The organism is Acinetobacter sp. 148 (genome assembly GCF_031196675.1).
GTDB classification, from domain to species: domain Bacteria; phylum Pseudomonadota; class Gammaproteobacteria; order Pseudomonadales; family Moraxellaceae; genus Acinetobacter; species Acinetobacter baumannii.
This window is the reverse complement of the sequence record NZ_JAVIMT010000041.1, coordinates 25,007-49,131: the sequence shown is the minus strand read 5'-3', so window position 1 is coordinate 49,131 and position 24,125 is coordinate 25,007. Positions and strand designations below refer to the sequence as shown.

At 36.7% G+C, this 24,125-nt stretch carries 20 protein-coding genes, 2 tRNA genes and 1 pseudogene; 6 read left to right on the top strand and 17 right to left on the bottom strand.

Annotated features, from left to right (window positions below):
• Positions 1 to 127: 127 nt before the first annotated feature.
• The 6 genes and pseudogenes from RFX69_RS07755 to RFX69_RS19400 all read right to left on the bottom strand — a co-directional run.
• Positions 128 to 568 (bottom strand): hypothetical protein, encoded by a 441-nt coding sequence (locus tag RFX69_RS07755; protein WP_000842611.1) that lies wholly within the window; start codon positions 566 to 568, stop codon positions 128 to 130.
• A gap of 442 nt (positions 569 to 1,010) precedes the next feature.
• A complete protein-coding gene (locus RFX69_RS07750) occupies positions 1,011 to 2,180 on the bottom strand; it encodes a tetratricopeptide repeat protein (protein ID WP_289332690.1) in 1,170 nt (389 codons plus the stop codon).
• 612 nt (positions 2,181 to 2,792) lie between these two features.
• Positions 2,793 to 3,209, bottom strand: coding sequence for a hypothetical protein (locus tag RFX69_RS07745; RefSeq protein ID WP_005111710.1), 417 nt, complete (start codon positions 3,207 to 3,209; stop codon positions 2,793 to 2,795).
• A gap of 141 nt (positions 3,210 to 3,350) precedes the next feature.
• Positions 3,351 to 3,797: a hypothetical protein gene (locus RFX69_RS07740; RefSeq protein ID WP_289332691.1), complete on the bottom strand. Its 447-nt coding sequence runs from the start codon at positions 3,795 to 3,797 to the stop codon at positions 3,351 to 3,353.
• Positions 3,798 to 3,812: 15 nt separating this feature from the next.
• Positions 3,813 to 4,304 (bottom strand): hypothetical protein, encoded by a 492-nt coding sequence (locus tag RFX69_RS07735; protein ID WP_309169118.1) that lies wholly within the window; start codon positions 4,302 to 4,304, stop codon positions 3,813 to 3,815.
• A 20-nt stretch (positions 4,305 to 4,324) separates the two neighbouring features.
• Positions 4,325 to 5,619 (bottom strand): annotated as a pseudogene (locus RFX69_RS19400) (RHS repeat-associated core domain-containing protein); the annotation flags it as partial.
• 96 nt (positions 5,620 to 5,715) lie between these two features.
• On the opposite strand from RFX69_RS19400, the gene RFX69_RS07720 reads away from it, so the two are divergent.
• Positions 5,716 to 5,892: a hypothetical protein gene (locus RFX69_RS07720; RefSeq protein WP_289332693.1), complete on the top strand. Its 177-nt coding sequence runs from the start codon at positions 5,716 to 5,718 to the stop codon at positions 5,890 to 5,892.
• A 3-nt stretch (positions 5,893 to 5,895) separates the two neighbouring features.
• Here RFX69_RS07720 and RFX69_RS07715 read toward each other — a convergent pair whose 3' ends face one another.
• From RFX69_RS07715 to RFX69_RS07695, 5 genes are all read right to left on the bottom strand, one after another.
• Positions 5,896 to 6,756: a trypsin-like peptidase domain-containing protein gene (locus tag RFX69_RS07715; protein WP_086264177.1), complete on the bottom strand. Its 861-nt coding sequence runs from the start codon at positions 6,754 to 6,756 to the stop codon at positions 5,896 to 5,898.
• Between the two features lie 3 nt (positions 6,757 to 6,759).
• Complete coding sequence (locus RFX69_RS07710) at positions 6,760 to 7,113, bottom strand: DUF2513 domain-containing protein (RefSeq protein WP_178319572.1); 354 nt, start codon at positions 7,111 to 7,113, stop codon at positions 6,760 to 6,762.
• Between the two features lie 7 nt (positions 7,114 to 7,120).
• On the bottom strand, positions 7,121 to 7,582 hold the full coding sequence (locus tag RFX69_RS07705) for a hypothetical protein (RefSeq protein WP_086264175.1): 462 nt from the start codon (positions 7,580 to 7,582) through the stop codon (positions 7,121 to 7,123).
• Positions 7,583 to 7,759: 177 nt separating this feature from the next.
• Positions 7,760 to 7,849, bottom strand: a tRNA-Ser gene (locus RFX69_RS07700).
• An 85-nt stretch (positions 7,850 to 7,934) separates the two neighbouring features.
• A complete protein-coding gene (locus tag RFX69_RS07695; protein ID WP_000205094.1) occupies positions 7,935 to 9,965 on the bottom strand; it encodes an NADPH-dependent 2,4-dienoyl-CoA reductase in 2,031 nt (676 codons plus the stop codon).
• A 265-nt stretch (positions 9,966 to 10,230) separates the two neighbouring features.
• Between RFX69_RS07695 and argG the strand changes: the two genes are divergently transcribed.
• Positions 10,231 to 11,589 carry an argininosuccinate synthase gene (argG, locus tag RFX69_RS07690; RefSeq protein WP_001986427.1) on the top strand — a complete coding sequence of 453 codons (1,359 nt, stop codon included), beginning with the start codon at positions 10,231 to 10,233 and terminating at the stop codon, positions 11,587 to 11,589.
• A 59-nt stretch (positions 11,590 to 11,648) separates the two neighbouring features.
• On the opposite strand, the gene RFX69_RS07685 is transcribed toward argG, so the two are convergent.
• Positions 11,649 to 12,911, bottom strand: a complete 1,263-nt coding sequence (locus RFX69_RS07685; protein ID WP_031965703.1) for a diguanylate cyclase — start codon at positions 12,909 to 12,911, stop codon at positions 11,649 to 11,651.
• A gap of 149 nt (positions 12,912 to 13,060) precedes the next feature.
• On the opposite strand from RFX69_RS07685, the gene pyrC reads away from it, so the two are divergent.
• The 4 genes from pyrC to RFX69_RS07665 all read left to right on the top strand — a co-directional run bounded on the left by pyrC (position 13,061) and on the right by RFX69_RS07665 (position 17,134).
• On the top strand, positions 13,061 to 14,095 hold the full coding sequence (pyrC, locus tag RFX69_RS07680; protein WP_001084867.1) for a dihydroorotase: 1,035 nt from the start codon (positions 13,061 to 13,063) through the stop codon (positions 14,093 to 14,095).
• Complete coding sequence (gene rnt, locus RFX69_RS07675; RefSeq protein WP_001982681.1) at positions 14,080 to 14,742, top strand: ribonuclease T; 663 nt, start codon at positions 14,080 to 14,082, stop codon at positions 14,740 to 14,742. Before pyrC ends, rnt begins: the two co-directional genes overlap by 16 nt.
• Before the next feature lie 18 nt (positions 14,743 to 14,760).
• Positions 14,761 to 14,836, top strand: a tRNA-Glu gene (locus RFX69_RS07670).
• A 183-nt stretch (positions 14,837 to 15,019) separates the two neighbouring features.
• Positions 15,020 to 17,134, top strand: coding sequence for a TonB-dependent siderophore receptor (locus RFX69_RS07665; protein ID WP_289332694.1), 2,115 nt, complete (start codon positions 15,020 to 15,022; stop codon positions 17,132 to 17,134).
• Between the two features lie 58 nt (positions 17,135 to 17,192).
• Here RFX69_RS07665 and RFX69_RS07660 read toward each other — a convergent pair whose 3' ends face one another.
• The 5 genes from RFX69_RS07660 to RFX69_RS07640 all read right to left on the bottom strand — a co-directional run bounded on the left by RFX69_RS07660 (position 17,193) and on the right by RFX69_RS07640 (position 24,117).
• The gene (locus tag RFX69_RS07660; protein ID WP_000077965.1) at positions 17,193 to 18,437 is read right to left on the bottom strand and encodes an NADH:flavin oxidoreductase/NADH oxidase family protein; all 1,245 of its coding nucleotides are present in this window, start codon (positions 18,435 to 18,437) and stop codon (positions 17,193 to 17,195) included.
• A gap of 185 nt (positions 18,438 to 18,622) precedes the next feature.
• Positions 18,623 to 20,215, bottom strand: coding sequence for an ABC transporter ATP-binding protein (locus tag RFX69_RS07655; protein WP_289332695.1), 1,593 nt, complete (start codon positions 20,213 to 20,215; stop codon positions 18,623 to 18,625).
• Complete coding sequence (locus tag RFX69_RS07650) at positions 20,190 to 21,200, bottom strand: ABC transporter permease (protein WP_032046713.1); 1,011 nt, start codon at positions 21,198 to 21,200, stop codon at positions 20,190 to 20,192. Before RFX69_RS07650 ends, RFX69_RS07655 begins: the two co-directional genes overlap by 26 nt.
• The gene (locus RFX69_RS07645) at positions 21,200 to 22,252 is read right to left on the bottom strand and encodes a microcin C ABC transporter permease YejB (RefSeq protein WP_289332696.1); all 1,053 of its coding nucleotides are present in this window, start codon (positions 22,250 to 22,252) and stop codon (positions 21,200 to 21,202) included. Before RFX69_RS07645 ends, RFX69_RS07650 begins: the two co-directional genes overlap by 1 nt.
• A 29-nt stretch (positions 22,253 to 22,281) precedes the next feature.
• Positions 22,282 to 24,117, bottom strand: a complete 1,836-nt coding sequence (locus tag RFX69_RS07640) for an extracellular solute-binding protein (protein WP_289332697.1) — start codon at positions 24,115 to 24,117, stop codon at positions 22,282 to 22,284.
• Positions 24,118 to 24,125: the final 8 nt, after the last annotated feature.

Below are 24,125 nucleotides of genomic sequence, written 5' to 3'. Positions count from 1 at the left end.
TTAATCCATTAGCACCATCATTCCAATATCATCAAGAATCTTCCTATACCATTTATAAATAGATATTTATCTTAAATTTAAACTCCTCAAACCGAATTAAATAAATAAGACTATAAATTTCAAAAATTTACTCCTCAGATTGCTCACACATATCATCTCCCCATTTGTTATAGCTATAAGATATAGCGTCAGAATTATAATCTGTTATATTGAGTTTCCCACCTTGGTAATCAAAAACACCTATCATAGTAGGGCTCACAACATTAATTCTATTATTTCTCCCTAAACAATAAGTATCAACTCCTTGTCCTTTGCCTTTTAACACCCAGCCATCTTCTTCTAATTGGTTGATTAATTTTTTCAATTTATTAGGATCTTTTTCAAACCTAAAAGAAGAAATTTGAACTTCTGCTTTACGTATTGAGTTCACAATTTCAAGGTTATCCCCTAATAAAGCTTTCATTTTCACTTCAAATGGATATTTATCAGAAGGTTGAGAATAAATTTCACCACACCCAGTAAATATAAAAAGTATAAAAACAACCAAACTCAACTTACTTGACTTCATATTTATTTAACCTACAACTAATCTCTCACCATTTAATTATATATCAAAACTTAAATAAATTAATATACATTTCATATGTATTTAAACTAACAATTAAAAATATTCACCACCATATTACTACTTTCCATAAATCAAGAATTAAAAAACCATTAAACAATTAACCAAATCAAGTAGTTAAAATCAATAAAATTAAGATAAATATTTTCAAACTCAGCCTAAAAAATTCTTTACTATTATTTTAAACTAACGTACATTAACTCATAAAACATCAAAAACTCATGACCTTATTAAAAATTAGATTACCCTACAATAATAATTTTTTATCAAGTTAGTAAAATTTCCATATTGTAATTTTAGCAATCTTATCAATAATTTCATTTAGTAAAATAATATAAAAGTAAACAAAACCATTTATATTTAAATATCATAAATACTCAAAATTTTAACTACTCTCCATATTATTTAATTCATCTAAACGTTTTTTAGCATCTTCATTGAAATTATTTACCGCTTGATAATACCACCGCTTTGCCATTTTTATATCTACGACAGCATCTTTGCCATATTCATATATTAAACCTAGTCTATATGCTGCAACACCACTTCCTTGTTTTACTGCTTTTTTATAAAAAGAAATAGCTTGTTCAATACTTTTTTCTAAAAACTTTCCATTTTCATACATCTCAGCAAGTGTAATAAGAGCATCTGGATTATCTTGTGCTATAGATCTATTTAACCATAATAATGCTGTATCTATATCTTGTTTCACGCCTAAACCATTAAGATAAGACATTCCAACATTCAGCTGCCCAAATGAATCTTGTTGATTTGCTGCTTGCTGATACCAATAGAATGCTAAAGCATAATTTTTTTCAATACCATAACCTTGTTGATACATTTTTCCAATTTTATTTTGAGAATCTATATCACCACTTTTAGCAAATTTTAGTACTTTTTCAAACATAGGGATTTCATCATAATTTATTATTATTTCATCTTTAATTATATATTTGTCATCGATAATATTAATTCCGAGATAATTGATAAATAATTCAGACAACATTAATCTAGCTAAATAGCAATGATATACATGTTGATTTTTTGAACGCACATAATAATATTTATTATAATCATCAGTTTCCTCTAAAAAAATCGGATCGACTATTTTCTCAATTTCTATTTGACCGTTTTTATAATTCTCTTTCTCATAATATGTAGTAAAATCCAACCATTCTTTCTCAAAAAATAATGGTTCTCCCTCCTGATACAAATCACTTTCTTGAATCTGTATAACCCTACGAATTTCAATATTATTTTTGTAAATTAAATAACTGTATTGATCCCAACTATCAATACATTCAAAGAAAACAACCCAATTCTGGATTAATGACTCAAGTAATAATTCTTGCCACAGCTCAGGATTATTATATGCGGACTCAAAAATATCAGCATTAGCAATAAAGATAAAATTATTGTCCAAAAAATTTACATGTATTTCTTTATATCGATCTAGTAAGATAGCCTCATGTTGCATCCATTTATAAATAATTCCTTGTATATCTTCTTTAGAACCATTAAATGGGAAAACCATTCCTGTCATACGTGTACCCATATTTCTCCTCCACTTAAATAAAAAAATATCAATATATATAATACTCTTTTATTTTCATAATTAGTTCTTACCAAATACTGATCTAAACTCAACAACTAGATCAATCTTTATTTTAAAATTTTAAATAAAAAACAACTAAACTCCCATTTTAGTAATCAATATATTTTATATGTTTTACTAAAATTAAATCAATAAAATTATTTTTAAATTTCACGAAGTTGATAAATCACCCAATTCTTATCTACAAACAGCTAATTTATTTATACTTTGATAATTAAAAATACTAAATACTTTGAGCTGTATTGGTAATTATTTTCCTCAAACAACGTTTCTCTGCTTAACAAAGTAAATTGACCTACAATGCAGTTTTTATTCAATTTTCAGATTCATTCCATTTATATATATTCAAAAAATATTAGTTTAAAATCTCATAAATTATATAGTCTAAAAAATAATCTAGGCCCTATATTTTATTTTATAGTACTTACTAGTAATTTATCTCTGCAGAATAATATTCCTTGTTCTTGATAATACATACCAATATTCTATTCCTTTTCAATTGGAGTAAAAGTTAACCTATCTTCTTCATTAATAATTTCTTTAGAGTAATCTTTAGGCCGAATAATCTATCTCTAACTGATATTTCTTACCATTACAAAAAACATCAGCATTCTTTACACTCTTCTCAAGAATCCAGCCATTATCTTTGATTCTAGGAACTATGTTTCTTTGATAGGTTTCCTCATTTAATCTCTCTACAGGAATTTGAACAACAAGAAAGCTTTGAGTAGGAGCAAAAGCAATACCCTCATCTCTCAAAATAATTTTTTGATCGGTAAAGATTTTATCCAATTGTTCTTTAAAAAAACTTAATTTCCGTTTAAATTGTTCTGCAGGAACACTGCTATAATCATATGGGGTAGCTTCATTCGAACTTTTAAATTGAGGTTTTATTTCAACATCTTTGTTGCATCCTGATAATAAAAGACTAAGACCTGTAATCAATATCAAACAATTAATTTTAATCACAACTCCTTCTTATATTTTACGTACCAACTATTAAATTTAGATTCAATAATAATTTCAACAAATCTAATTAAAACTTAAAACCAGATTATCAAATTAAAATAAATACCACAAATTTAAGAAATTTTATTTAAATAATCAAATTTACTTACCATAATATTCCAAACAATTATTAACTCCAAATTTATTATAGTATATTGCGAAATACCAATAATCTTTGTTCTTAAAATTTACTTCATCACCTTCTCTCGCATAATGTCTATCATGAATAGGATTTAATATATCTATAGAATAATTATTAGTTTTACAAAAATTATAATAATTATCGTATGAATCAACAAAATCCCACTTCTTGCTTAATAGTTTGTTTTTAATTTTATCATAATCATTAATCGAAAAATTTTCTTTATTTATTTTTATCACAATTAATTGAGTAGAGCTTTTATTTCTATCAGTATCAACTTCATATGGATACTCACTGAACAACTCCTTAGAAAGCTCTTGTAAGCTAGTTGCGCTAGTACTGCATGCTATTAGGTAACAATAGAGACCGAAAATTAATAAAGTAAATATGAATTTTTTCACAATCATAATAATTTATCCCAATCAACTATTCATATTACATACATAACGTTTATGTCTAGAATGGATAAAACCTATATTCCAATAATCTACTAACTGATTCAATGACTGTCCTTCTCCTGATTGCATAACTGTACCTATCTTTATAGGAGGAACTAACTCAAGTTGATTCATATCTCTATCACAATAAATGTAAGCTTCTTTGTATTTTTCTTTATAGTTACAACCCCTCTTATTCAACCTACCATCTATTTTATCTATAAAATTATCACTATTTTGCTCTAGATCTTTCACTTGAAATATTAATCGTTCTGCATTATAGGAAGAAAATATTTTTTTACCTAAAATTTGATTACCAAAAATATATTCAGCATCACTTTCAAATTTTTTAATTATTATATTCTTATTTTCAACAACTGTTACTTCATTTTTTTTTCTAAGATCGCATGCAATACAGCAAGTACCCATTAAAATAATAGTCATAAATTTAAAAAAGGCTTTATTCCATGTTTGCATTACTTAATCTCTCTAATCTATTATTTCTTACTAGGTTTCACAGCATCTAAAATTGTATCAACACTAACAGTACCGCTCACACCTACATTGAAACCTGGTGTTCCTACTCCTAACTCAGAGGCCCACGTACCTTTTACAGGACTGCTTTTACTTACTAATGGAACCACTACATTTGCTACTGCTCCATAAGCTCCACCACCAACAGTAACTGAAGCTCCACTTACAAATTCATTTGTAATCTCGCCCATAGTCATTGTTGTTTTGGTATAACTTGGTATGTTGTGAATATTACCACCTACACAACTAGCCCCTGCCAGATCTTTAGCGCTAAATTGTTTATTTTGAACAACTGATTTTGCTACAGGAATTAATAGCGAATCCTTCGAACCACTAATATAATATTCGCCAGTCCATTGATTTTTAACAAAGCCCACTCCTATTCCTAAACCTCCGCCGCTACATGCAACATAATCAAATAATGGTGGCACTTTTATTTTACATAATTCTCCTGTTTCAGCATAACACTCATAATTTCGTTGACCTTGATATGCTAGACCTGACGGGCACTAGCTGGAATACCAAACATTTCACCATTAAAACTATTTAATCCTTTTGGATCAATCCATTGATTTGGATCAATTACATAACTAGAGGTATTCATACCACCCTCTAACCCAATCGGGTCTTTACTTACATATCTTGCGCTATGAGGTTCATAATAACGATAACGGTTATAGTGCAATTCTGTTTCTTGGTCGTAATACTGGCCTTGAAAGCGTAAATTATTTTGTTCAAATGGATTATCTTGATTTAGTGCTTTAATTTGCGACACCGCGCCCCATGTATCTTGGAGAATTTCCCATACACATTCACCGCGGGTATTGGTCATGGTTTGGGGTGTTCCAACCTGATCACAATGGTAAAATGTGATTTGCTCTAAATCAGCATGCTTTTTAAGAGTATTACTATTCCATACCGGGTCTTTATAAATAGAATATGGTTTTGTTTGATATTCCTGATAATCAGGAGTTTCTATCAACTGAATGAAGTCCTTATAACCTGCTTGTAATAAGGGAGTGAAGCTATCAGGTTCATAAATATAGTGCTTTGTATAACTAGTCTGTGCAGATTTGGCAGACTCCCATATCATTAAATCGCCATCCCAACCAAATAAGGTTAACTCATTAGATGTTTTTTTATAGATTCGACGACCAAAGACATCATAACCATATTCTGTAACTAGACCATTACTATTACTACGAATAAGTCTGTTTTGATTATCCCAAGTCAGTTTAAGGTTTTTGCCCGCTTGAAGACTATGTACCCCCTACAGTACCAGTAACGGTTAAAACCATGCTACAGGGGCAACCGTGGGCACAATACCCTAACCCTAATTGTGGTCATACCGATAATGGCTAAGGTATTAAAAGACTTTCAAAGGCGTTTAGCTAAAGTCGAAACCCATAGAAAGAACAAAGCGACTACTATTAAATTAGTAGCCGCTTTTCCACCTATTTTGTCTTATGATGAGTGGGAAGCTATTGCTGTACCACATCAACAACAATTAGTAGATGATACTAGGAGTTAATTATTATAAAGTTATTTTGTTTAATGCGCAGAAAGCTTCAACAACCTCATTAACAGTCCGAGATTTAAATACAATCCCTAAATCAATCATTTCTTGATACTGAACCGCTGGTTTTACTGCCGTTGGAATTGGAACGGAAATCACATCAGTTATATTATGTTTGAGATAAACGGCAGCAACTACTCCTAAAAAGTAGAACCTACTTCCTCCTATAATTGTATTATTATTCTTATCAGTATACCCACCAGTTTCACATAAAAAGACTGGACTACCACTGGAACCCCCAAACACAGAAGCGTCTATAAGAAACTTAGGTTGATTCTCAAAATCTATTTGTAATGGTGTAGCAGTTGTGCCTTTTCGAACAATTGGCAAATTATGATAACTATCCCAAATTCCATTTGGATAACCAACAAAGGTAATATTTTCTAATGCATCTAAATCTTTTAGTACAGCTTCGGTGGGAACACTAGCATTTGATACACATCTAAAAAATGGCTGTCTACCCGACTGTTGCTTCACAAAATTTATTAATGGGACAAAAGGACAAATAGCTATATCAACATTAGGATCAGGATGCCCCAACCACATATCTTGCCAAGCAGGATTTTGAATATCCAAATTGAATGTCTCACCTATTTTGGGTTGATTATTTTCTCCTAGATGCATCACAATAGAACCCGATACTGTATTTTCTATCACATGTTTATTGGTAACTAAAAATAAATAATCAATTTGTGGATCTTGCTTACTTTTATATCCATAAATAAATCCAGTACCAGAGCCTTGTTCTCCGTTAGCACTTAACGTATTTATTTTTAAGGTTAAGTAATAAAGCTGTTCCGCGATGGTAAAAACTTCCATTATTTAATTCCCTACAATCATTGCAATAGCTTTAACACCAAGTGCTTTAACAACGTCAAAAGTTAATTCAAGCCCCTTCTCTAAAGCTGTAGTTTTTATATTTTCCCATACAGGCTTACTTCTAATAGTATCTAAAAGGTCATGCCCTTCCCAAGTAAGACCACTAATAGACACATGAGCTACACTACCTCTCATTAACAATGGTTTGCCATTTAAGAAGCCTGAATCTATTAAAAGCACAGTATTTTCAAGTACTGATATTTTATTTTCCATTTCGGTTTCTTGGAGATAGTCTTCAAATCTATCTTCTTCAACAGCAATAAGAACCTGTCTAATAATTTCCCAATCTCTTTTCATCTCTACCCTACTTTAGATTACTTTTAATCTTGTCTGCTAAATCCGCTTCAATTAAACCTTTTGACAAGCAAGTTAGCGTCACATCAAATGTTGTGCTTCCAACTTTATATTCACCTTGAATATTACTTTTAATACTTAAAGAATTGTCATCAATAATAATATTCTGTGCTACTGTGGTTTTTGTTCGCTTATCTTTAAGGTAATCAATACCCATTACCTTGCCACAATCAGCATAACTTGGATCTATTCTATAGTCCTTAGAAGCTGTGGTTATCACACCTGCATCCAAGTCTGAACTTGTTATCTGGTATCCTTCTAAAGCCAAAGCACGTTTAGAAGCTTTAAATATTTCCTCCTTTGTTGCTTGAACTTCTACTGAAATACTTTTACTCTCGCCTACTGGTGGCTTATAAGCCATTGATAGAGTAGAAATGCAAAAAGCTAAAATACTCACAATTATTTTTTTCATATCATATTCTTTAGTCTAAAAAATATACGAATTAAATTACCATAGAGAAGAACTTCAATACACTGATTTAATGAAAGATATTTATTTTTAATTTTGTTTTTTGCTTACTACAGGCTTACGTTGCATAAACCCCAAAAACAACAAAACCCCGATTATCGGGGCTAAGTCGTTGATATTTGGCGGAAGCGGTGAGATTCGAACTCACGGAGGACTCACACCCTCGTCGGTTTTCAAGACCGGTGCATTAAACCGCTCTGCCACGCTTCCATGTGCGTAAGAATACAAAGCTTATTCATTTTATTCAAGAAAAAAATCATCGCTTTGTGTTCAAGTGCATATTGTTTCATCAATTTTACAGTTGGGCAGCCAATTCTGCTCCTTCTTTAATCGCACGCTTCGCATCTAGCTCTGCTGCGAGCTTTGCACCACCAATAATATGGTAGTTCGCTATAGTCGACTCCCCTTCTTTTGGCATCAAGTCTTTTACCGACTCTTGTCCCGCACACACCACAACGGTATCTACACGTAAAAGCTGGTCCTGACCATTATGCTCAATCCAAAGCCCTTCATCGGTAACTGCTTTATATTGCACGCCACGAAGCATGCGTACACCATGCTTTTTAAGCTGGGCACGATGTACCCACCCCGAAGTCTTGCCAAGACCAATACCGAGTGGGGTTGTTTTACGTTGCAATAAATAAATTTCTCGTATTGCTGGTTCAACCACAGGTGGCTGCATACCACCTTCAGAAACATAATTTGGATCTGGGTCTACACCCCACTCACGTTGCCACTCGGCTAAAGGTTGAGGCTGTGGTTGATGTGGTGGTTTAAGTAAAAATTCTGAGACATCGAAACCAATACCACCTGCCCCAATCACTGCAACTTTTCGTCCAACTTCAGCACCCTGTAAAACTTGAGCATAAGAAAGAACTTGAGGTGAATTACTTCCTTCAATCTTTAATGCACGCGGCACGACTCCAGTCGCCACAATCACCTCATCAAAACCTTCACGTTCAAGTTGTTCACGATTAACACGAGTATTTAAACGAACATCTACCCCAGTTTTTTGAAGTTGTACTTTAAAGTAGCGAATCGTTTCGTGAAATTCCTCTTTACCCGGCACAACCTTTGCAAAGTTAAACTGACCACCTACATCTGCATTGGCTTCAAACAGGGTCACTGCATGACCGCGACTTGCAGCAACAGTTGCAGCAGACATACCGGCGACACCACCACCTACAACGGCGATACGCTTTGGTTGTTTGGTTTTTAAATAAACCAATTCAGTTTCATGGCCTGCACGTGGGTTTACTAAACAAGACACACGCTTATTTTTAAATGCATGATCTAAACATGCTTGGTTACAGGCAATACACGTATTGATTTCATCTACACGATTGGTCGCAGTTTTATTTACCCAAAAAGCATCGGCCAATAAAGGGCGTGCCATTTGAATCATATCTGCTTTGCCGGTTGCCAAAATCTCTTCAGCAGTTTCAGGCATATTAATACGGTTAGACGCAATTACCGGAATTGAAATATGTTGTTTTACATGAGCCGTATAATCGACAAACGCGGCACGAGGCACAGAAGTGACAATAGTCGGCACACGTGCTTCATGCCAGCCAATACCCGTATTTAATAAAGTGACACCCGCTTTTTCTAAAGCTTTCGCAACCGTAACCACTTCTTGCATGGTGTTACCGTCATGCACAAGGTCAAGCAGCGATAAACGGAAACAGATAATAAATTTTTCGCCAACTTTTGCGCGGATCGCTTTGACAATTTCAACCGGGAAACGCATACGGTTTTCAATTTCACCACCCCAACGGTCTGTACGCTGGTTTACATGGCGACTTAAAAACTGGTTAATCAGATATCCTTCCGACCCCATAATTTCAACGCCATCGTAGCCTGCCTTTTTGGCAATGTCGGCACACTGTGCATAGTCTTCAATGGTACTGAGAATATTTTTTTCAGAAAGTTGACGTGGTTTAAATGGTGAAATTGGTGATTTTATTCCACTCGAAGACACTACAAATGGCTGGTAACCATAGCGTCCTGCATGCAAAATTTGCATCAAAATTTTTGAACCATGCTTATGGACGGCGTGAGTCACCAAACGGTGCTGCGGAATATCAAATAAGCTATTCATGGTTCCGCCAGCCGGAGCCAACCAACCTTGACGGTTCGGAGAAATACCGCCAGTCACAATCAAACCAACTCCACCTTTGGCACGCTCTTCAAAATAAGCTGCCAGTTTTGGGTAGTTAAAAAAGCGGTCTTCTAATCCCGTATGCATAGACCCCATGACCACACGGTTTTTAATGGTAGTGAAGCCCAAATGTAATGGTTTTAATAAATTGGCGTAACTTGTCATGCTGCGTCCCAATATTTTTTTGCAACTTGTTGCATAGTACTTTAATACTTTTTTGATAATTTTGGATGACCAAGAATTATTTTTTATTTGAGATTATGGTCAATCTATAAATGAAGCAGATAATCCCATATTTTTCTTTAAATAATAAATAGCCATCAGAACAAGTGAATTAATGCTTTTTTTGCCAAAAAAAGCACCATGAATAGTGCTACAATAGCCGCCATTCAGAATTCTCGAGACCGCCTCAACGGGGTCTTTTTCATAAATGTTAGGATTAGCAATGACTGATAATGCAACTATCTTGCAGCATGTACCAGTAGGCAAAAAAGTTGGGATTGCCTTCTCCGGTGGTCTAGACACTTCAGCTGCTTTATTGTGGATGAAACAAAAAGGCGCTGAGCCTTATGCATATACTGCAAACTTAGGCCAGCCAGATGAAGATGACTACGATGCAATTCCAAAGAAAGCAGAACAATATGGCGCTGTAAAAGCTCGCTTGATTGACTGCCGCTTACAATTGGCGCTTGAAGGTATTGCTGCAATTCAGTGTGGTGCATTCCATATCAGTACAGGTGGTGTTCCTTATTTCAATACAACTCCACTCGGTCGTGCAGTAACAGGTACTATGCTCGTTACTGCCATGAAAGAAGACGACGTAAACATCTGGGGTGACGGTTCAACTTATAAAGGTAACGATATTGAACGTTTCTATCGTTATGGTTTGTTGACTAACCCAAATCTTAAAATTTATAAGCCGTGGTTAGATCAAAACTTTATTGATGAGCTTGGTGGCCGTGCAGAAATGTCACAGTTCCTCATCGACAACGGTTTTGACTACAAAATGTCAAAAGAAAAAGCGTACTCAACTGACTCAAACATGTTGGGCGCAACTCACGAAGCAAAAGATCTTGAATACCTAAATGCAGGTATCAAAATCGTTGACCCAATCATGGGCGTTGCTTTCTGGAAAGAAGAAGTTGAAATCAAACCAGAAGAAGTGACTGTACGTTTTGAAGAAGGTGTACCTGTTGCATTAAATGGTCAGCGTTTTGACAATCCGGTTGAGCTTATTCTTGAAGCAAACCGTATTGGTGGTCGCCATGGTTTAGGTATGTCTGACCAAATCGAAAACCGTATTATCGAAGCGAAATCTCGTGGTATCTATGAAGCACCGGGTATGGCCCTTCTTCATATTGCTTACGAGCGTTTGGTTACTGGTATTCACAACGAAGATACGATCGAACAATACCGCATTAACGGTTTACGTTTAGGCCGTTTACTTTACCAAGGCCGTTGGTTCGACTCACAAGCGCTTATGTTGCGTGAAACTGCACAGCGTTGGGTAGCTAAAGCGATTACTGGTGAAGTGACTCTTGAACTTCGTCGTGGTAATGACTACACCATCATGAACACTGAATCTCCAAACTTAACGTACGAAGCTGAACGTTTAACAATGGAAAAAGGTGATTCAATGTTTACGCCAATGGACCGTATTGGTCAGTTGACTATGCGTAATCTCGACATTACCGATACACGTGCAAAACTAGGTATCTATACAGATGCTGGTTTACTTTCAATCGGTCAAGGTTCTGCTGTACCTCAATTAGACAATAAGAAAAAATAATTTCTTATAAGGTCAAAAAAGCCACCTCAATAGGTGGCTTTTTTATACTTAAAGTTAAGTTAGGCAATTTCGGCGACTTGTAATGGTTGATAATAAATTTGATTACGACCAAGCTGTTTTGCCCGATATAAAGCCTGATCTGCCGCATGAATAAGCCTATCTTGTCCCATCTTTAGCCCACCCGTATATACGGTAAACCCTAAACTGATAGTGACATACTTCGACACTAAAGAAGCTGCATGAGGAATCGCTTGCCGCTCAATGGCTTTATAGATATTTGCAGCCACTGAATAAGCACCCTGTGCAGGTGTTTCAGGTAAAAGTACAACGAACTCCTCGCCCCCATAACGCGCAACAAAGTCGACATGACGAATTGAGTTTTTAATTGCTGCGGCAATGCTAGAGATGACTTTATCTCCCATCTGGTGCCCGTAAAAATCGTTATAGTTTTTAAAAAAATCAATATCAATAAATAAAACAGCTAAAGGACGCTTCTCTTGATTTGCTCGGTAGTAGAAAAAATCAAACATCTCATCAAATGTACGTCGATTCGAAATTTGAGTCAGGGCATCCTGCTGGCTTAAATGCAATAACTCCGACGCTTCAATCCGTAAGATCTGTTCATTAATTTCAGCAAGCTGGTTATTTAAAAAAAGGCTTCTTTCTCTTGAGATGAGCATACTGCTAATCGAGAAACCTAAAATACAACTACCGAACAAAGCACGACCCAGTGCAATATAGTCACAATTTACGTCTAACAAAATAAGAAAAGCAAAAACTAAAAATGCTGCCAATAAACCAACACAAAGCATATGCAAAGGTTTAATACCACTTAATATGAACCCGAGCATATATAAAAATGAAAGAAGCAACATAGACTGGTTCTTCAGTGCCATATTTCCGACACTAAGCAATAACATCGCATTAATAATAATGGTTAAAAATACAATGCCACATGCAGCTAAATAAAAGTGCTCGGAGAGTTTTGTAAATTTGGCAAAAACCCAAAACAATAACAGGGCAAGTGCAATATTCATTGCACTAAGTAAGCAATGAATAAAGTCCAAAGTAATATAAGGTGCCCCAATCACTAAATAGTCGGTCGGCAGGGCCAGTAAAATAAAAATTAAATAAGTGAGTACACCACTTGCTAAAAACTTTGAGATGTTCTGTCTAGTTCGATCAAGATTTAAACACCAGAATTTTTTTTCCAGTTGCTTGGGCAAAGGCATATTGGCATAACGATGGGTATGTAGAGTGACCAAATACTCGATTTCTTCTTTAGATTTGAGTAATTGATGTACATTTCCCCTATTCGCCACTAGTCGATTCCTACATATTCTGCATTAACAAAATATAACATTATTTTTTAAAGCTCCCTGCGCTTTATTTTGCCATTTGTCCGTAATTCTCGTTACCATTTTCACACTTTATCGATTATCATTTGTTTTATTTCGAAGTTTGAACTGCCTTGAACTCTATTACCCTGCTCCAGCCAGATGATTGGCATGCACATTTACGTGATGGTTTAGCATTAAAACGTACTGTTCCAGATTTGGCTAAACAATTCGCCCGCGCGATTTGTATGCCTAACCTTGTACCGCCTGTAAAAACAGTAGAAGAAGCTTTAGCTTATCGCGAACGCATTCTTGCTCATGTTCCAGAAGGCAATAATTTTGACCCTCGTATGGTGCTTTATTTTACTGACCACACTTCACCAGATGAAGTTCGTAAAATTAAAGAATCTGAACATGTAAATGCGATTAAGCTTTATCCTGCTGGTGCGACCACAAACTCCGATAATGGTGTGAGTGATATTCGTAAAGTTTATGCAGTCATTGAGCAATTAGAAGAGCATCAAGTTCCGTTATTGCTTCATGGTGAAGTAACTCATAATCATGTAGATATTTTTGATCGTGAAAAACGCTTCCTAGATGAGGTATTATCACCTCTATTGAAACAGTTCCCGAAGCTTAAAGTTGTGCTTGAGCACATCACTACCAGTGATGCAGCACACTTTGTTTTAGAACAAGACCGTAATGTGGCGGCAACAATCACTCCACAACATTTATTATTTAACCGTAATGATATGTTGGTTGGTGGTATTAAACCGCACTTCTACTGTTTACCAATTTTAAAACGCCAAACGCATCAAACGACTTTACTTGAAGTGGCGACAAGCGGTAATCCTAAGTTTTTCTTAGGTACAGACAGCGCTCCTCATGCACAAAATGCAAAAGAGAATGCTTGTGGATGTGCAGGCTGCTATAGTGCACCAAATGCAATTGAGCTTTATGCACAAGCATTTGACCAAGTCGGTAAATTAGAGCGTCTAGAAGGTTTTGCTAGCCATTTTGGTGCGGACTTCTACGGTCTACCACGTAATACTTCTACCATTACTTTGGTTAAAGAAGATAACCTCGTTCCAGAATCTTTTGATTATTTAGATAATCAAAAAATCATCCCGCTGCATGCCGGGAAAACGCTGCAATGGAGAAAAGTGTGACACAAGAAAACTCTGTCCCGGTCATTGGCCAACGTTTTCGTGGCTTCTTACCTGTTGTTGTCGATGTTGAAACGGCAGGTTTTAATGCCCAGACAGATGCATTGCTAGAAATCGCATGCATTCCGATTGTATATGATGCTCAGGGACAATTTGTCCCTGGTCCTGCATTTCATGCACATATTAACCCTTTTGAAGGGGCTAACCTCGACCGCCGTTCGCTAGACTTCATTGGTATTGACCCATTCAACCCAATGCGTATTGCAATGGCTGAAGATGAAAGAACTGCTTTACGTCGCATTTTTAAATCGGTCAATGAAGTTCGTAAACAGCAACATTGTACTCATGCAGTACTCGTAGGCCACAACGCGCATTTTGACCTTGGGTTTTTACAAGCGGCCATTGCTCGCTCAGGTACAAAAAACCAAAACCCGTTCCATAGTTTTTCAGTGATGGATACGGTCACTTTAAGTGCAGTAATGTTTGGACAAACAGTGCTTGCAAAAGCATGTATTCAAGCTGGAATTGAGTTTGATGGTAAAGAAGCACACTCTGCTTTATACGATACTCAAAAGACTGCTGAACTGTTTTGCTATATTTTGAACAAACTGTCTCCTTACCTCCTTGACAGTTTGGTGGCGGCTTCTTAAGATACCGCCATCCTCAACGTCCCTATCGTCTAGAGGCCTAGGACATCGCCCTTTCACGGCGGTAACCGGGGTTCGAATCCCCGTAGGGACGCCATATTCTCTTCATATAAAATTTTTCTCTCTAAGTTCTGTCTTCTTATTCTTTTTATATTTTTCTTTATTTCTAAATAAAATACACTTGTGCAAATATATCACTGATCCAGTATTTCCTTTACATAGATTTACAATATAATAATTCTTATTTTTATACTGATATTTATTATCAAAAAGGTTTTAAATGGATCTTAAGCTTCGCCTTCTCTCCCTGAGTATTGCACAACTATGCTGTATTCCAGCTGCTTTTGCAGACACGAACAACTCTTCGACTACTCTTGCAACTATCAAAATTAAAGCCCAACAGGCATCTGACCAGACTTATAAAGTGGATAGTTCCAGTAGTGCTACGCGTAGTGAAATTGCATTACAAGATACCCCGCAATCTGTGAGCGTGGTAACCCAAAAAGTAATTGAAGATATTGGTGCAACTCGCTTAGTTGAAGCACTTGATTTAGCTGGTGGCGTGACTCGTGCTAATAACTTTGGTGGTCAAGGTTTAACTGGTTTTAACGTGCGTGGGTTTACCAGTGGTGAGTTTTATCGAAACGGGTTTCCAATTAACCGTGGCTATCCAAATGCGCCAGATAGTAACACCATTGAACGTGTAGACGTTTTACGTGGCCCCTCTTCTAGCTTATATGGACGTGGTGACCCAGGCGGTACGTTTAACTTAATTTCTAAAACACCAAAGTCTGAGCAACAAACCACTTTAGGTGCACAGCTCAACAGTGAAGGTTTATATCGCACTACTGTCGATACAACAGGTACTATCCCAAATGCAGAAAATATTGGTTATCGCCTAAATGTAATTGCAGAAGGTGGGGATAGTTACCGTGACCATGTCGAATCTAAACGTTATGGAATTGCACCAGTCATTCAATGGCAAGCTACTGATGCCACCAAGGTTACTTTTGAAGCCGATATTTTAAGAAACCAACATCCACTCGACCGTGGTCATACACGTTATCCAACACAGAAATCTTTTAATAGCTCACCAGAAACCTATTTATGGGAAACGGGTAAATACTACAATCGACTCTACAATGATAACAATATGACTCAATTACGAGTTGAACATGACCTTGGGAATGACTGGAAGCTAAATGCTGGCGTGCAATATTTAAATGGCAAATTGCATGGCTATGCAGTAGAAGCAAATGGCATTCAGGCTGATGGAGAAACATTAGGGCGAAATTACAATTATCGCGAATTAAAATGGCAAGATACCGATGCCCAAATTAATCTCACAGGTAATTTTCAGCTTTTAGGTTTAGCCCATACTTTAGTGACTGGGCTTGAATATGAAAATTATGATTATAAGTCATACATTATTCGCTCAAGCGGAGATATCGGTAGCTACCCTATTAATATTTATAATCCAGTTTTAGGGCAACCTTTACCTGAGCTCAATCGTGTAACCACACATGACCGTGAAAACTTAAAAACAACGGCCCTTTTTGTACAAGACCAAATCGGCTTAAATGAGCGTTTAAGCGCACTCTTAGGCTTACGATTTGAACATTACGAGCACGATTACAAAAACCTATTACCAAATACTACCAACTGGAATACCAGTCATGATGCATTTATTCCACGTTTAGGCTTAGTTTATAAAGCAAGTGATGACCTTTCACTCTATGGCAATGCTGCAAAATCTTTTAAACCAAATACTGGCGCCAGCCGTAACGGAGAAGGTTTTGATCCTGAAGAAGGTACGGCTTACGAGTTAGGTTTTAAATGGCAAGCACTTGATAATATGTTATCAATTGATTCCGCTATTTTTTACGCCAATAAAGAAAATGTCTTAACACTAGACCCTATTGATTCAGCTTATAAAGTCGCTGCTGGCGAAGTTCGTAGCCGTGGCATTGAGTTAAATATTGCTGGTCAAATTACACCAGCTTGGAAAATTATTGGTGGATATGCCTATACAGATGCGGAAGTAACTAAAGATAATACTTTGCACAAAGGAACAGCTCTAGCCAATATTCCAAAGAATAGTTTTAATCTTTTAAATATCTATGAATTTCAAGATGGCCCTTTACAAGGCTTAGGTCTAGGCATCAATCAAAAATATATTGATAAACGTGCAGGTCAGACAGCTAATAGTACCTATACCATGAAAGGTTATGCAGTTACAGATTTGGTTTCTTATTATCAGGCGACACCAAAACTTCGTCTTAACTTAGATGTGAAGAACATTTTTGATAAAGTTTATGATGAAAGTGCTTTCAATTTATATGCTTATCCGGGTGAATCACGTACCGTTCAATTAGGTATGAGCTATACGTTCTAAATTGAGCATAAAGGTACTATTTCATCCTTAGAAATAGTACCTTTACTTTAAGAAATTTTTACGCTGACTTACGTGAATTCACGCGTCCTTGAACAACAGCCTTAATATTACCCTTGGCATAATTTAAAAACACGATTAACGGTGACAGTTTAGGATTTGGCTTTTTACCCTGCCCAATAGCTTTAAATTGTGCTGCATACCAAATGATTTCCATAATCGCCATTTTATCGACAAAAGGTAAACCTGTTTTAATTGGTTTTACGGCGTAGCGAACGTCTTGGCCTGCGATTAAACGGTCAGTTAAATCAGTTTCAACAGCAAGTGGACGAGCAATACCAATAAAATCACATGCACCACTTGCCAAAGCAGCATTCATGCCTTCGACCGTACGGAAGCCGCCTGTCACCATAAGTTTACATTTTACATGCTGACGGATTTTTTCAGCGAAGTCTAAGAAATACGCTTCACGTGCAATAGTACTTGCCTTACGTTTATCAGCTTTGGCACCAGCCATTGCAGGTGCTTCGTAAGTTCCACCTGAAATTTCAATTAAGTCGATCCCTGCTTCATCAACTGCTTTAAATACCGAAATCACATCTTGTTCGCTAATACCACCGCGCTGGAAGTCAGCAGAGTTAAGCTTCACTGAAATAATAAAATTATCAGAAGTTGCTTCACGTACTGCTTTATAAACTTCTAGTAAAAAGCGAGTACGGTTTTCGATTGAACCACCCCACTGGTCTGTACGTTTATTGGTTAATGGTGATAAAAACTGGCTAATTAAATAGCCATGTGCGCCATGTAACTGTACCCCTTCAAAACCTGCCTTTTCACAAATACGAGCAGCGTTCGCAAAGCGTTTAATAATATCCAAAATTTCTTCATGCGTAAGAGCGCGTGGAGTACCAAACATCGTCGCTAAAGCTGGGCTAAAAGGAACTGCCGAAGGTGCAACTGTTTCTTTATTTAGGCCCTTTGGACACTGACGACCAGGGTGAGACAATTGGATAAGCTGTACCATCCCATATTGTTTACCGACTGCTGCCCATTCTTTTAAACGCTCTAGGTCACGCTCGGTTTCAATCACCACTACCCCGGGTTCGTTTTTGGCCTCTACATTGACCATAACATTTCCAGTAATCGCACAGCCCAAACCACCTTTGGCCCATGCACTATACAAGCCTAAATGTAAGTCATTCGGCTGGCCTTCATAGTTTGCAAGTGCCTCACTCATTGCACCTTTAATAATCCGGTTTTTAAATGTAGTATTTCGAATTGTGATTGGTTGTGCAATCTGGCTCATGGTTAACCTCTTTTAATATTTTAGAGCAATTACTCTAATTTAGATGAGTTATAGGTCATGTCAAGGGGAAATCGATAACTGACAATAGCACATGTCAAATTTAAAAAATATAAAAAAATGCAACTTTTTGCATTAAAAATTTAAATAAAATTTATTATTATAAAACAGAATCTTATTAAATAAATTTAATAACTTGCCGCAATTAACTGCTTGGTATATTCAGTTTTTGGAGCATTAAATAACTGCTCAGTCGGCTGATATTCCACAACTTTTGCATGTCGTAATACCATCACTTTATGACACAGTGCTTTGACCACATTTAAATCATGACTAATAAAAATATAGCTCAAGTGCTCTGTTTGTTGTAAACGTCGTAATAATTGAATCATCGCTTTTTGCGTGGTTCGGTCTAAGGCAGACGTTGGTTCATCTAAAATTAAAAGTTTAGGTTGAACTACTAAAGCTCTCGCTAAAGCAACACGTTGTCGTTGCCCACCAGAAAGTTCATGTGGATAGCGATGTTGAAAGCCCTCTGCCAACTCAACTTTTATCAAAGCTGATTCAACTTGCTGTTTAATTTCTTTATCAGCTATCGCTTTGACTTTTAACCCTTCAGCAACAATCTGCCCTACCGTCATACGTGGGTTTAGACTACCAAATGGATCTTGGAAAACAATCTGTAAGTCTGACCTGATCTTGCGTAAAGCTTTTTGTTCTAAGCGGTTTATATCTTGCCCTAGAAAGTTAATCTGTCCCTCACTTTTAATTAATCGAACCAGAGCCAAAGCCAATGAAGATTTTCCGGATCCACTTTCACCCACAATGCCTAATGCTTCGCCTTGAGCAAGCTCAAAATTTACATTTTCAACCGCATTGGTATAACCCTGAATTCGGTTAAAGAAACCACGTCGTATTGGATATTTAACATTGAGTTGTTGAACAGATAAAATCTTATGACTGGTTGAACGTTGCTCAGCGAAACCAAGATCATGATCTAACAATTGCTGGGTATAAATTGACGCAGGATTTTTAAAGATCTGCTGAAGCTGACCTTGCTCTACAACTTGTCCTTTGTGTAATACAATCAGCTTATCAGCATAACGGCGTACCAAATTTAAATCATGGCTAATTAAAATCAGTGCCATACCATATTTGCTTTGCAAAGATTTTAATAATTCTAAAATTTGCGTCTGTAAAATCACATCAAGCGCGGTAGTTGGTTCATCTGCAATTAAAATTTTAGGTTGAAGAGCTAGCGCAGCTGCAATCATGACCCGCTGTTTTTGTCCTCCAGAAAGCTCATGCGGATAACGTTTTAAAATGTACTCTGGATTAGCGATTCCTACATCTTTTAATAATTGAATTACCTGCTGTTGAGCTTTCGCTTTTGACCCACCTTGTAAAATAAAATTTTCACCGACAATTTTTTCAACACGATGTAATGGGTTTAAAGCCGTAGAAGGCTCCTGAAAAATCATGGCAATTTGGCAGCCGCGTATATGTGTTTGCGTCTTTTCGTCTATTTCTAAAATATTTTTTGAATCAATAATAATACGACCAGATGTTTTTAATTTTTCTGGTAATAATCCCATCATTGCCAAACAGCTTATTGTTTTACCTGAACCGCTCTCACCTACAATTGCAAGCGTATCACCTGCTTGTAAGTGTAAATTGAGACCTTCTAATAAAGGCTGATCTTGCGTAGAGATTGAAAGGTTTTCTATATTTAGCAAGCTAGCATCTACATTTAAGTTATTTTCTTGGGTCAAATGCATCACGTGCCGCCTCCCCAATATAAATTAATAATGACAATACAAAAGCTAAGCTAAAAAACCCAGATAAAGCCAACCACGGTGCGTCTAAGTTATTTTTACCTTGCAACAACAACTCACCTAAAGAGGCTGCATCTGGCGGCAAACCATAGCCCAAGAAATCGAGTGCGGTTAAAGCAATAATATTAGTCGTCAAAATAAAAGGTAACTGCGATAGACTAGAACTTATGGCATTTGGCAAAATGTGCTTAAAGATAATTGTTCTATCATTTACACCTAAAGCCTGAGCCGCACGCACATAGTCAAGTTGACGCGCTTTTAAAAATTCGGCACGGACAATTCCCACAAGTACAGTCCAGCTAAAGAACAGCATAATAAAAAATAGCCAATATACATTTGGGGTAAACATGCTGACCAAAATCATGACCATAAAGAGCATGGGTAAACCATTCCAAACTTCTACCAACCGTTGTCCTAACAAATCGACCCAGCCACCATAGTAGCCTTGTATAGCACCCACAAAAATACCAAGTAGTGCTGCGCAACCTGTTAAAGCCAAGCCGAAAAGTAATGAGACTCTAAGCCCATAGAGAATACGTGCAAGCACGTCTCGCCCTTGGTCATCTGTTCCTAACCAGTTCTGCTTAGAAGGTGGCGATGGCACAGGTACAGCCAAGTCTAAATTAGGAGTCTGGTAAGAAAATCTTATAAGGGGCCAAATAGCCCATCCTTTATGATTGATAAGCTCTTGTACAGCGGGATCTTTATAATCTGCTTCTGTTTCAAACACGCCACCAAAAGTGGTTTCGGGATATGTTTTAAAGATAGGCAAATAATAAGCGTCCTCATATTTCACCAACAATGGTTTGTCGTTAGCAATGAGCTCAGCAGCCAAGGACATCATCAAAATGAGACTAAACAAAACAAAGCTTGCCCAACCTAATTTATGTTGCCTAAACTTTTGCAGTCGTGATCGCACAATAAAAGACATTATTTGCCTCCTTGTGCGTCAAAGTGAATACGCGGATCAATCCATTGATACAGTACATCGCAAATAAGACGTAAAAGCAGGCTAAACAGCGTGAAGAAAAACAATACGCCAAAAATAACCGGATAGTCTCGCTGAACAATTGCTTCAAAGCCCAACAATCCTACACCGTCTAGGTGAAAAATAATTTCAATAAAAAGATTTCCCACAAAGAAAATGCCTGCTAAAGCCTCAGGCAATCCAGCAAGAACCACTAAAATGGCATTACGGAATACATGTTTATATAAGACTTGCTGGCTATTTAAACCTTTTGCATAAGCTGCCAAGACATAAGGTTTATTGAGTTCTTCTAAAAATGAATATTTGGTTAAATAAGTTAAGCTCGCAAAACCACCCAACACCATGGTAATAAGCGGCAACGTCATGTGCCATAAATAGTCCGTAATTTTTCCGAACCAACTCAATTGATAAAAATTATCTGACACTAGGTTTTGTAGTGGGAACCACTGAAAATATGAACCGCCAGCAAAAAAGACAATAAGTAGTATACCAAAGACAAAGCTGGGTACTGCATAACCCACCACTAGTAATAAAGAAGTGGAACGATCAAACCATGTACCTTGTTGTTTGGCTTTTTTAATTCCAAGTGGAATTGAAATAAGATAAATCAGCAAAGTGCTCCATAGCCCAAGTGAAATTGACACGGGCATTTTTTCCCAGAGCAGCTCAACCACTGATTTATCTTTAAAAAAGCTTTGTCCAAAGTCTAAAGTCAAATAGCCTTTTAACATCAGTAAAAAACGTTCTACTGGAGGATGGTCAAACCCGTATTGGGCTTTAATTTGCTCGACCATTTCGGGACTTAAGCCTTTAGCACCTTGATAGTATTTTTCAGTGCCTAATATACGCCCTGGTCCTAAACCGCTTTCTACTTCATGAATTGCCTGTTCAACTGGTCCACCCGGTGCAATTTGCACGACCACAAAGTTGATCAATAAAATAATGAACAACGTTGGAATCATTAAAAGAAGTCGCTTTAGAATATATGAACCCATATAACAGGATTTCCTTTAGGTACGTGCTTTTATTGTTGATGTAAATATTGAGCAACTTTCTTAGCTTGGTTTGCATTATTCCACCAATACTCTATACCGGCAGAGAGCACAGGTTTCACTTTAGGCTGCTGATACATATTCCAGTACGCATACCAATAATCCCCTTTTCCATAAGTCGGGATCTGGTAATATCCTGCACGAAGCAATCGGTCAAGAACATGAGTATAAGTGATTTGCTGTTCACGGTCTTTGGCAGTGACCAGTTTTGAAATCACCTCATCAATTACGGGATTACGAATACCAGCGTAGTTATAGTTGCCATTTTGAACTGCTGCTGCACTTCCCCAGAACTGAGCCTGTTCATTGCCCGGGTTTAAAGATTGCGGCAAATTCATCGTAGTCATGTCAAAGTCATAACGGCGTGTACGTTCTAAATATTGCGGCGCATCAACCTGCCGTAAATTAATATTAATTCCTAATTTTTTTAAATTTCTTACAAATGGCATCAGTGTTCTTTGTTTGCCATCTTGCTGAATGAGAAACTCAATTTGTACAGGTTTGCCTTCGGGCGTATATAACTGCCCTTCTTTAATTTTATAACCCGCCTCAATCAGCAACTGTCTAGCAAGTAATAGGTTTTGCCGGTTAAAACCACTGGCATCTGAAGCTGGATATTTCCAATCAGCCAAAACAGCTTTTTGCATGATTGGAGAAAGCTTTGGCAAAAGAGGCTTTAATATGGCCATTTCATTGTTTGAAGGACGACTTGTCGCTGCCAAATCACTATTTTCAAAATAACTTTGTAGTCTTTGATATTGTCCGTAAAACAAAGCTTTATTTTGCCATTCAAAATCATAGGCATAAGTTAAAGCTTGTCTAAAGCGGATGTCATTGAAAGGTTTGCGCCGTGTGTTAAAAACATAACTCTCGGTTGCAATGGGGTTATGATGTCTAAATTTATATTGCGTTACCAAGCCTGCTTTTACAGCCGGAAAATGATAGTCAGTAACCCATTTTTTAGGATTAGTTTCTTCATGCAAGGTATATTGCCCAGATTTAAAACCTTCGAATGCAATATCCCAATTTCGGTAATAAACATACTTTAAATGATCGAAGTTATAGCGCCCTTTATTAATAGGTAAGTCTTTTGCCCAATAATTTGGATTACGTTTATAACTAATACTCCGACCTGCATCAATTTTCTCAACCACGTAAGGCCCTGAACCTATAATCGGTTGCAAGCTAATACGGGTAAAATCGCGTTTCTGCCAATCTACTTTTGAGTAAATCGGTAAACTCGCCACAACAAATGGCATTTTAGGATTATGGCTGGACTTAAAAGTGAATTTAACTTGATGTGAGTTTATCACTTCTGTTTTCGCTAAGTCTGCAAGATACATTTGTAGACCAAAATTAGATTTAGTTTGATAGGTATCAAAGCTAAATTTCACATCTTCAGCTGTTACGGGCAGCCCATTACTAAATCGAGCTTTTGGGTTTAAATAAAAAGTAACTGACTGAGTTTTTATAGGATCATACGAAACTTTTTCTGCCAAGAGTGGATATAACACGCCCACTTCATCAAGTGACTGGGTCATTAAGGTATCAAAAAGATAATTTACCCCTTCTGTCGCATTTCCCTTACCGTTCATACTGTTTAAGTTATCAAATGTCCCTTGCGCAGCCTGACTCAATACTCCGCCTTTAGGTGCATTCGGGTTGGCATAAGGCATAGCAGCCATTGCCAGATATTTAGGCTTAGAATGAATTGCGATATAAGGCGTGGTTTGCTGAGCAGAGAATATAACTTGCGAAAAAACACTGAGCCCGACTAGCAGGCTCAGTTGAGAATATAACTTTTGCATAAAGTACT

Coding starts and splice junctions, on each gene's coding strand:
- RFX69_RS07660 (WP_000077965.1), bottom strand. CDS start 18,437: ATGAGCCAGATTGCACAACCAATCACAATTCGAAATACTACATTTAAA.
- RFX69_RS07735 (WP_309169118.1), bottom strand. CDS start 4,304: ATGCAAACATGGAATAAAGCCTTTTTTAAATTTATGACTATTATTTTA.
- RFX69_RS07665 (WP_289332694.1), top strand. CDS start 15,020: ATGGATCTTAAGCTTCGCCTTCTCTCCCTGAGTATTGCACAACTATGC.
- rnt (WP_001982681.1), top strand. CDS start 14,080: ATGGAGAAAAGTGTGACACAAGAAAACTCTGTCCCGGTCATTGGCCAA.
- RFX69_RS07755 (WP_000842611.1), bottom strand. CDS start 568: ATGAAGTCAAGTAAGTTGAGTTTGGTTGTTTTTATACTTTTTATATTT.
- RFX69_RS07750 (WP_289332690.1), bottom strand. CDS start 2,180: ATGGGTACACGTATGACAGGAATGGTTTTCCCATTTAATGGTTCTAAA.
- argG (WP_001986427.1), top strand. CDS start 10,231: ATGTTAGGATTAGCAATGACTGATAATGCAACTATCTTGCAGCATGTA.
- RFX69_RS07650 (WP_032046713.1), bottom strand. CDS start 21,200: ATGTCTTTTATTGTGCGATCACGACTGCAAAAGTTTAGGCAACATAAA.
- RFX69_RS07640 (WP_289332697.1), bottom strand. CDS start 24,117: ATGCAAAAGTTATATTCTCAACTGAGCCTGCTAGTCGGGCTCAGTGTT.
- RFX69_RS07720 (WP_289332693.1), top strand. CDS start 5,716: ATGGCTAAGGTATTAAAAGACTTTCAAAGGCGTTTAGCTAAAGTCGAA.
- RFX69_RS07715 (WP_086264177.1), bottom strand. CDS start 6,756: ATGGAAGTTTTTACCATCGCGGAACAGCTTTATTACTTAACCTTAAAA.
- RFX69_RS07710 (WP_178319572.1), bottom strand. CDS start 7,113: ATGAAAAGAGATTGGGAAATTATTAGACAGGTTCTTATTGCTGTTGAA.
- RFX69_RS07695 (WP_000205094.1), bottom strand. CDS start 9,965: ATGACAAGTTACGCCAATTTATTAAAACCATTACATTTGGGCTTCACT.
- RFX69_RS07645 (WP_289332696.1), bottom strand. CDS start 22,252: ATGGGTTCATATATTCTAAAGCGACTTCTTTTAATGATTCCAACGTTG.
- RFX69_RS07740 (WP_289332691.1), bottom strand. CDS start 3,797: ATGATTGTGAAAAAATTCATATTTACTTTATTAATTTTCGGTCTCTAT.
- RFX69_RS07705 (WP_086264175.1), bottom strand. CDS start 7,582: ATGAAAAAAATAATTGTGAGTATTTTAGCTTTTTGCATTTCTACTCTA.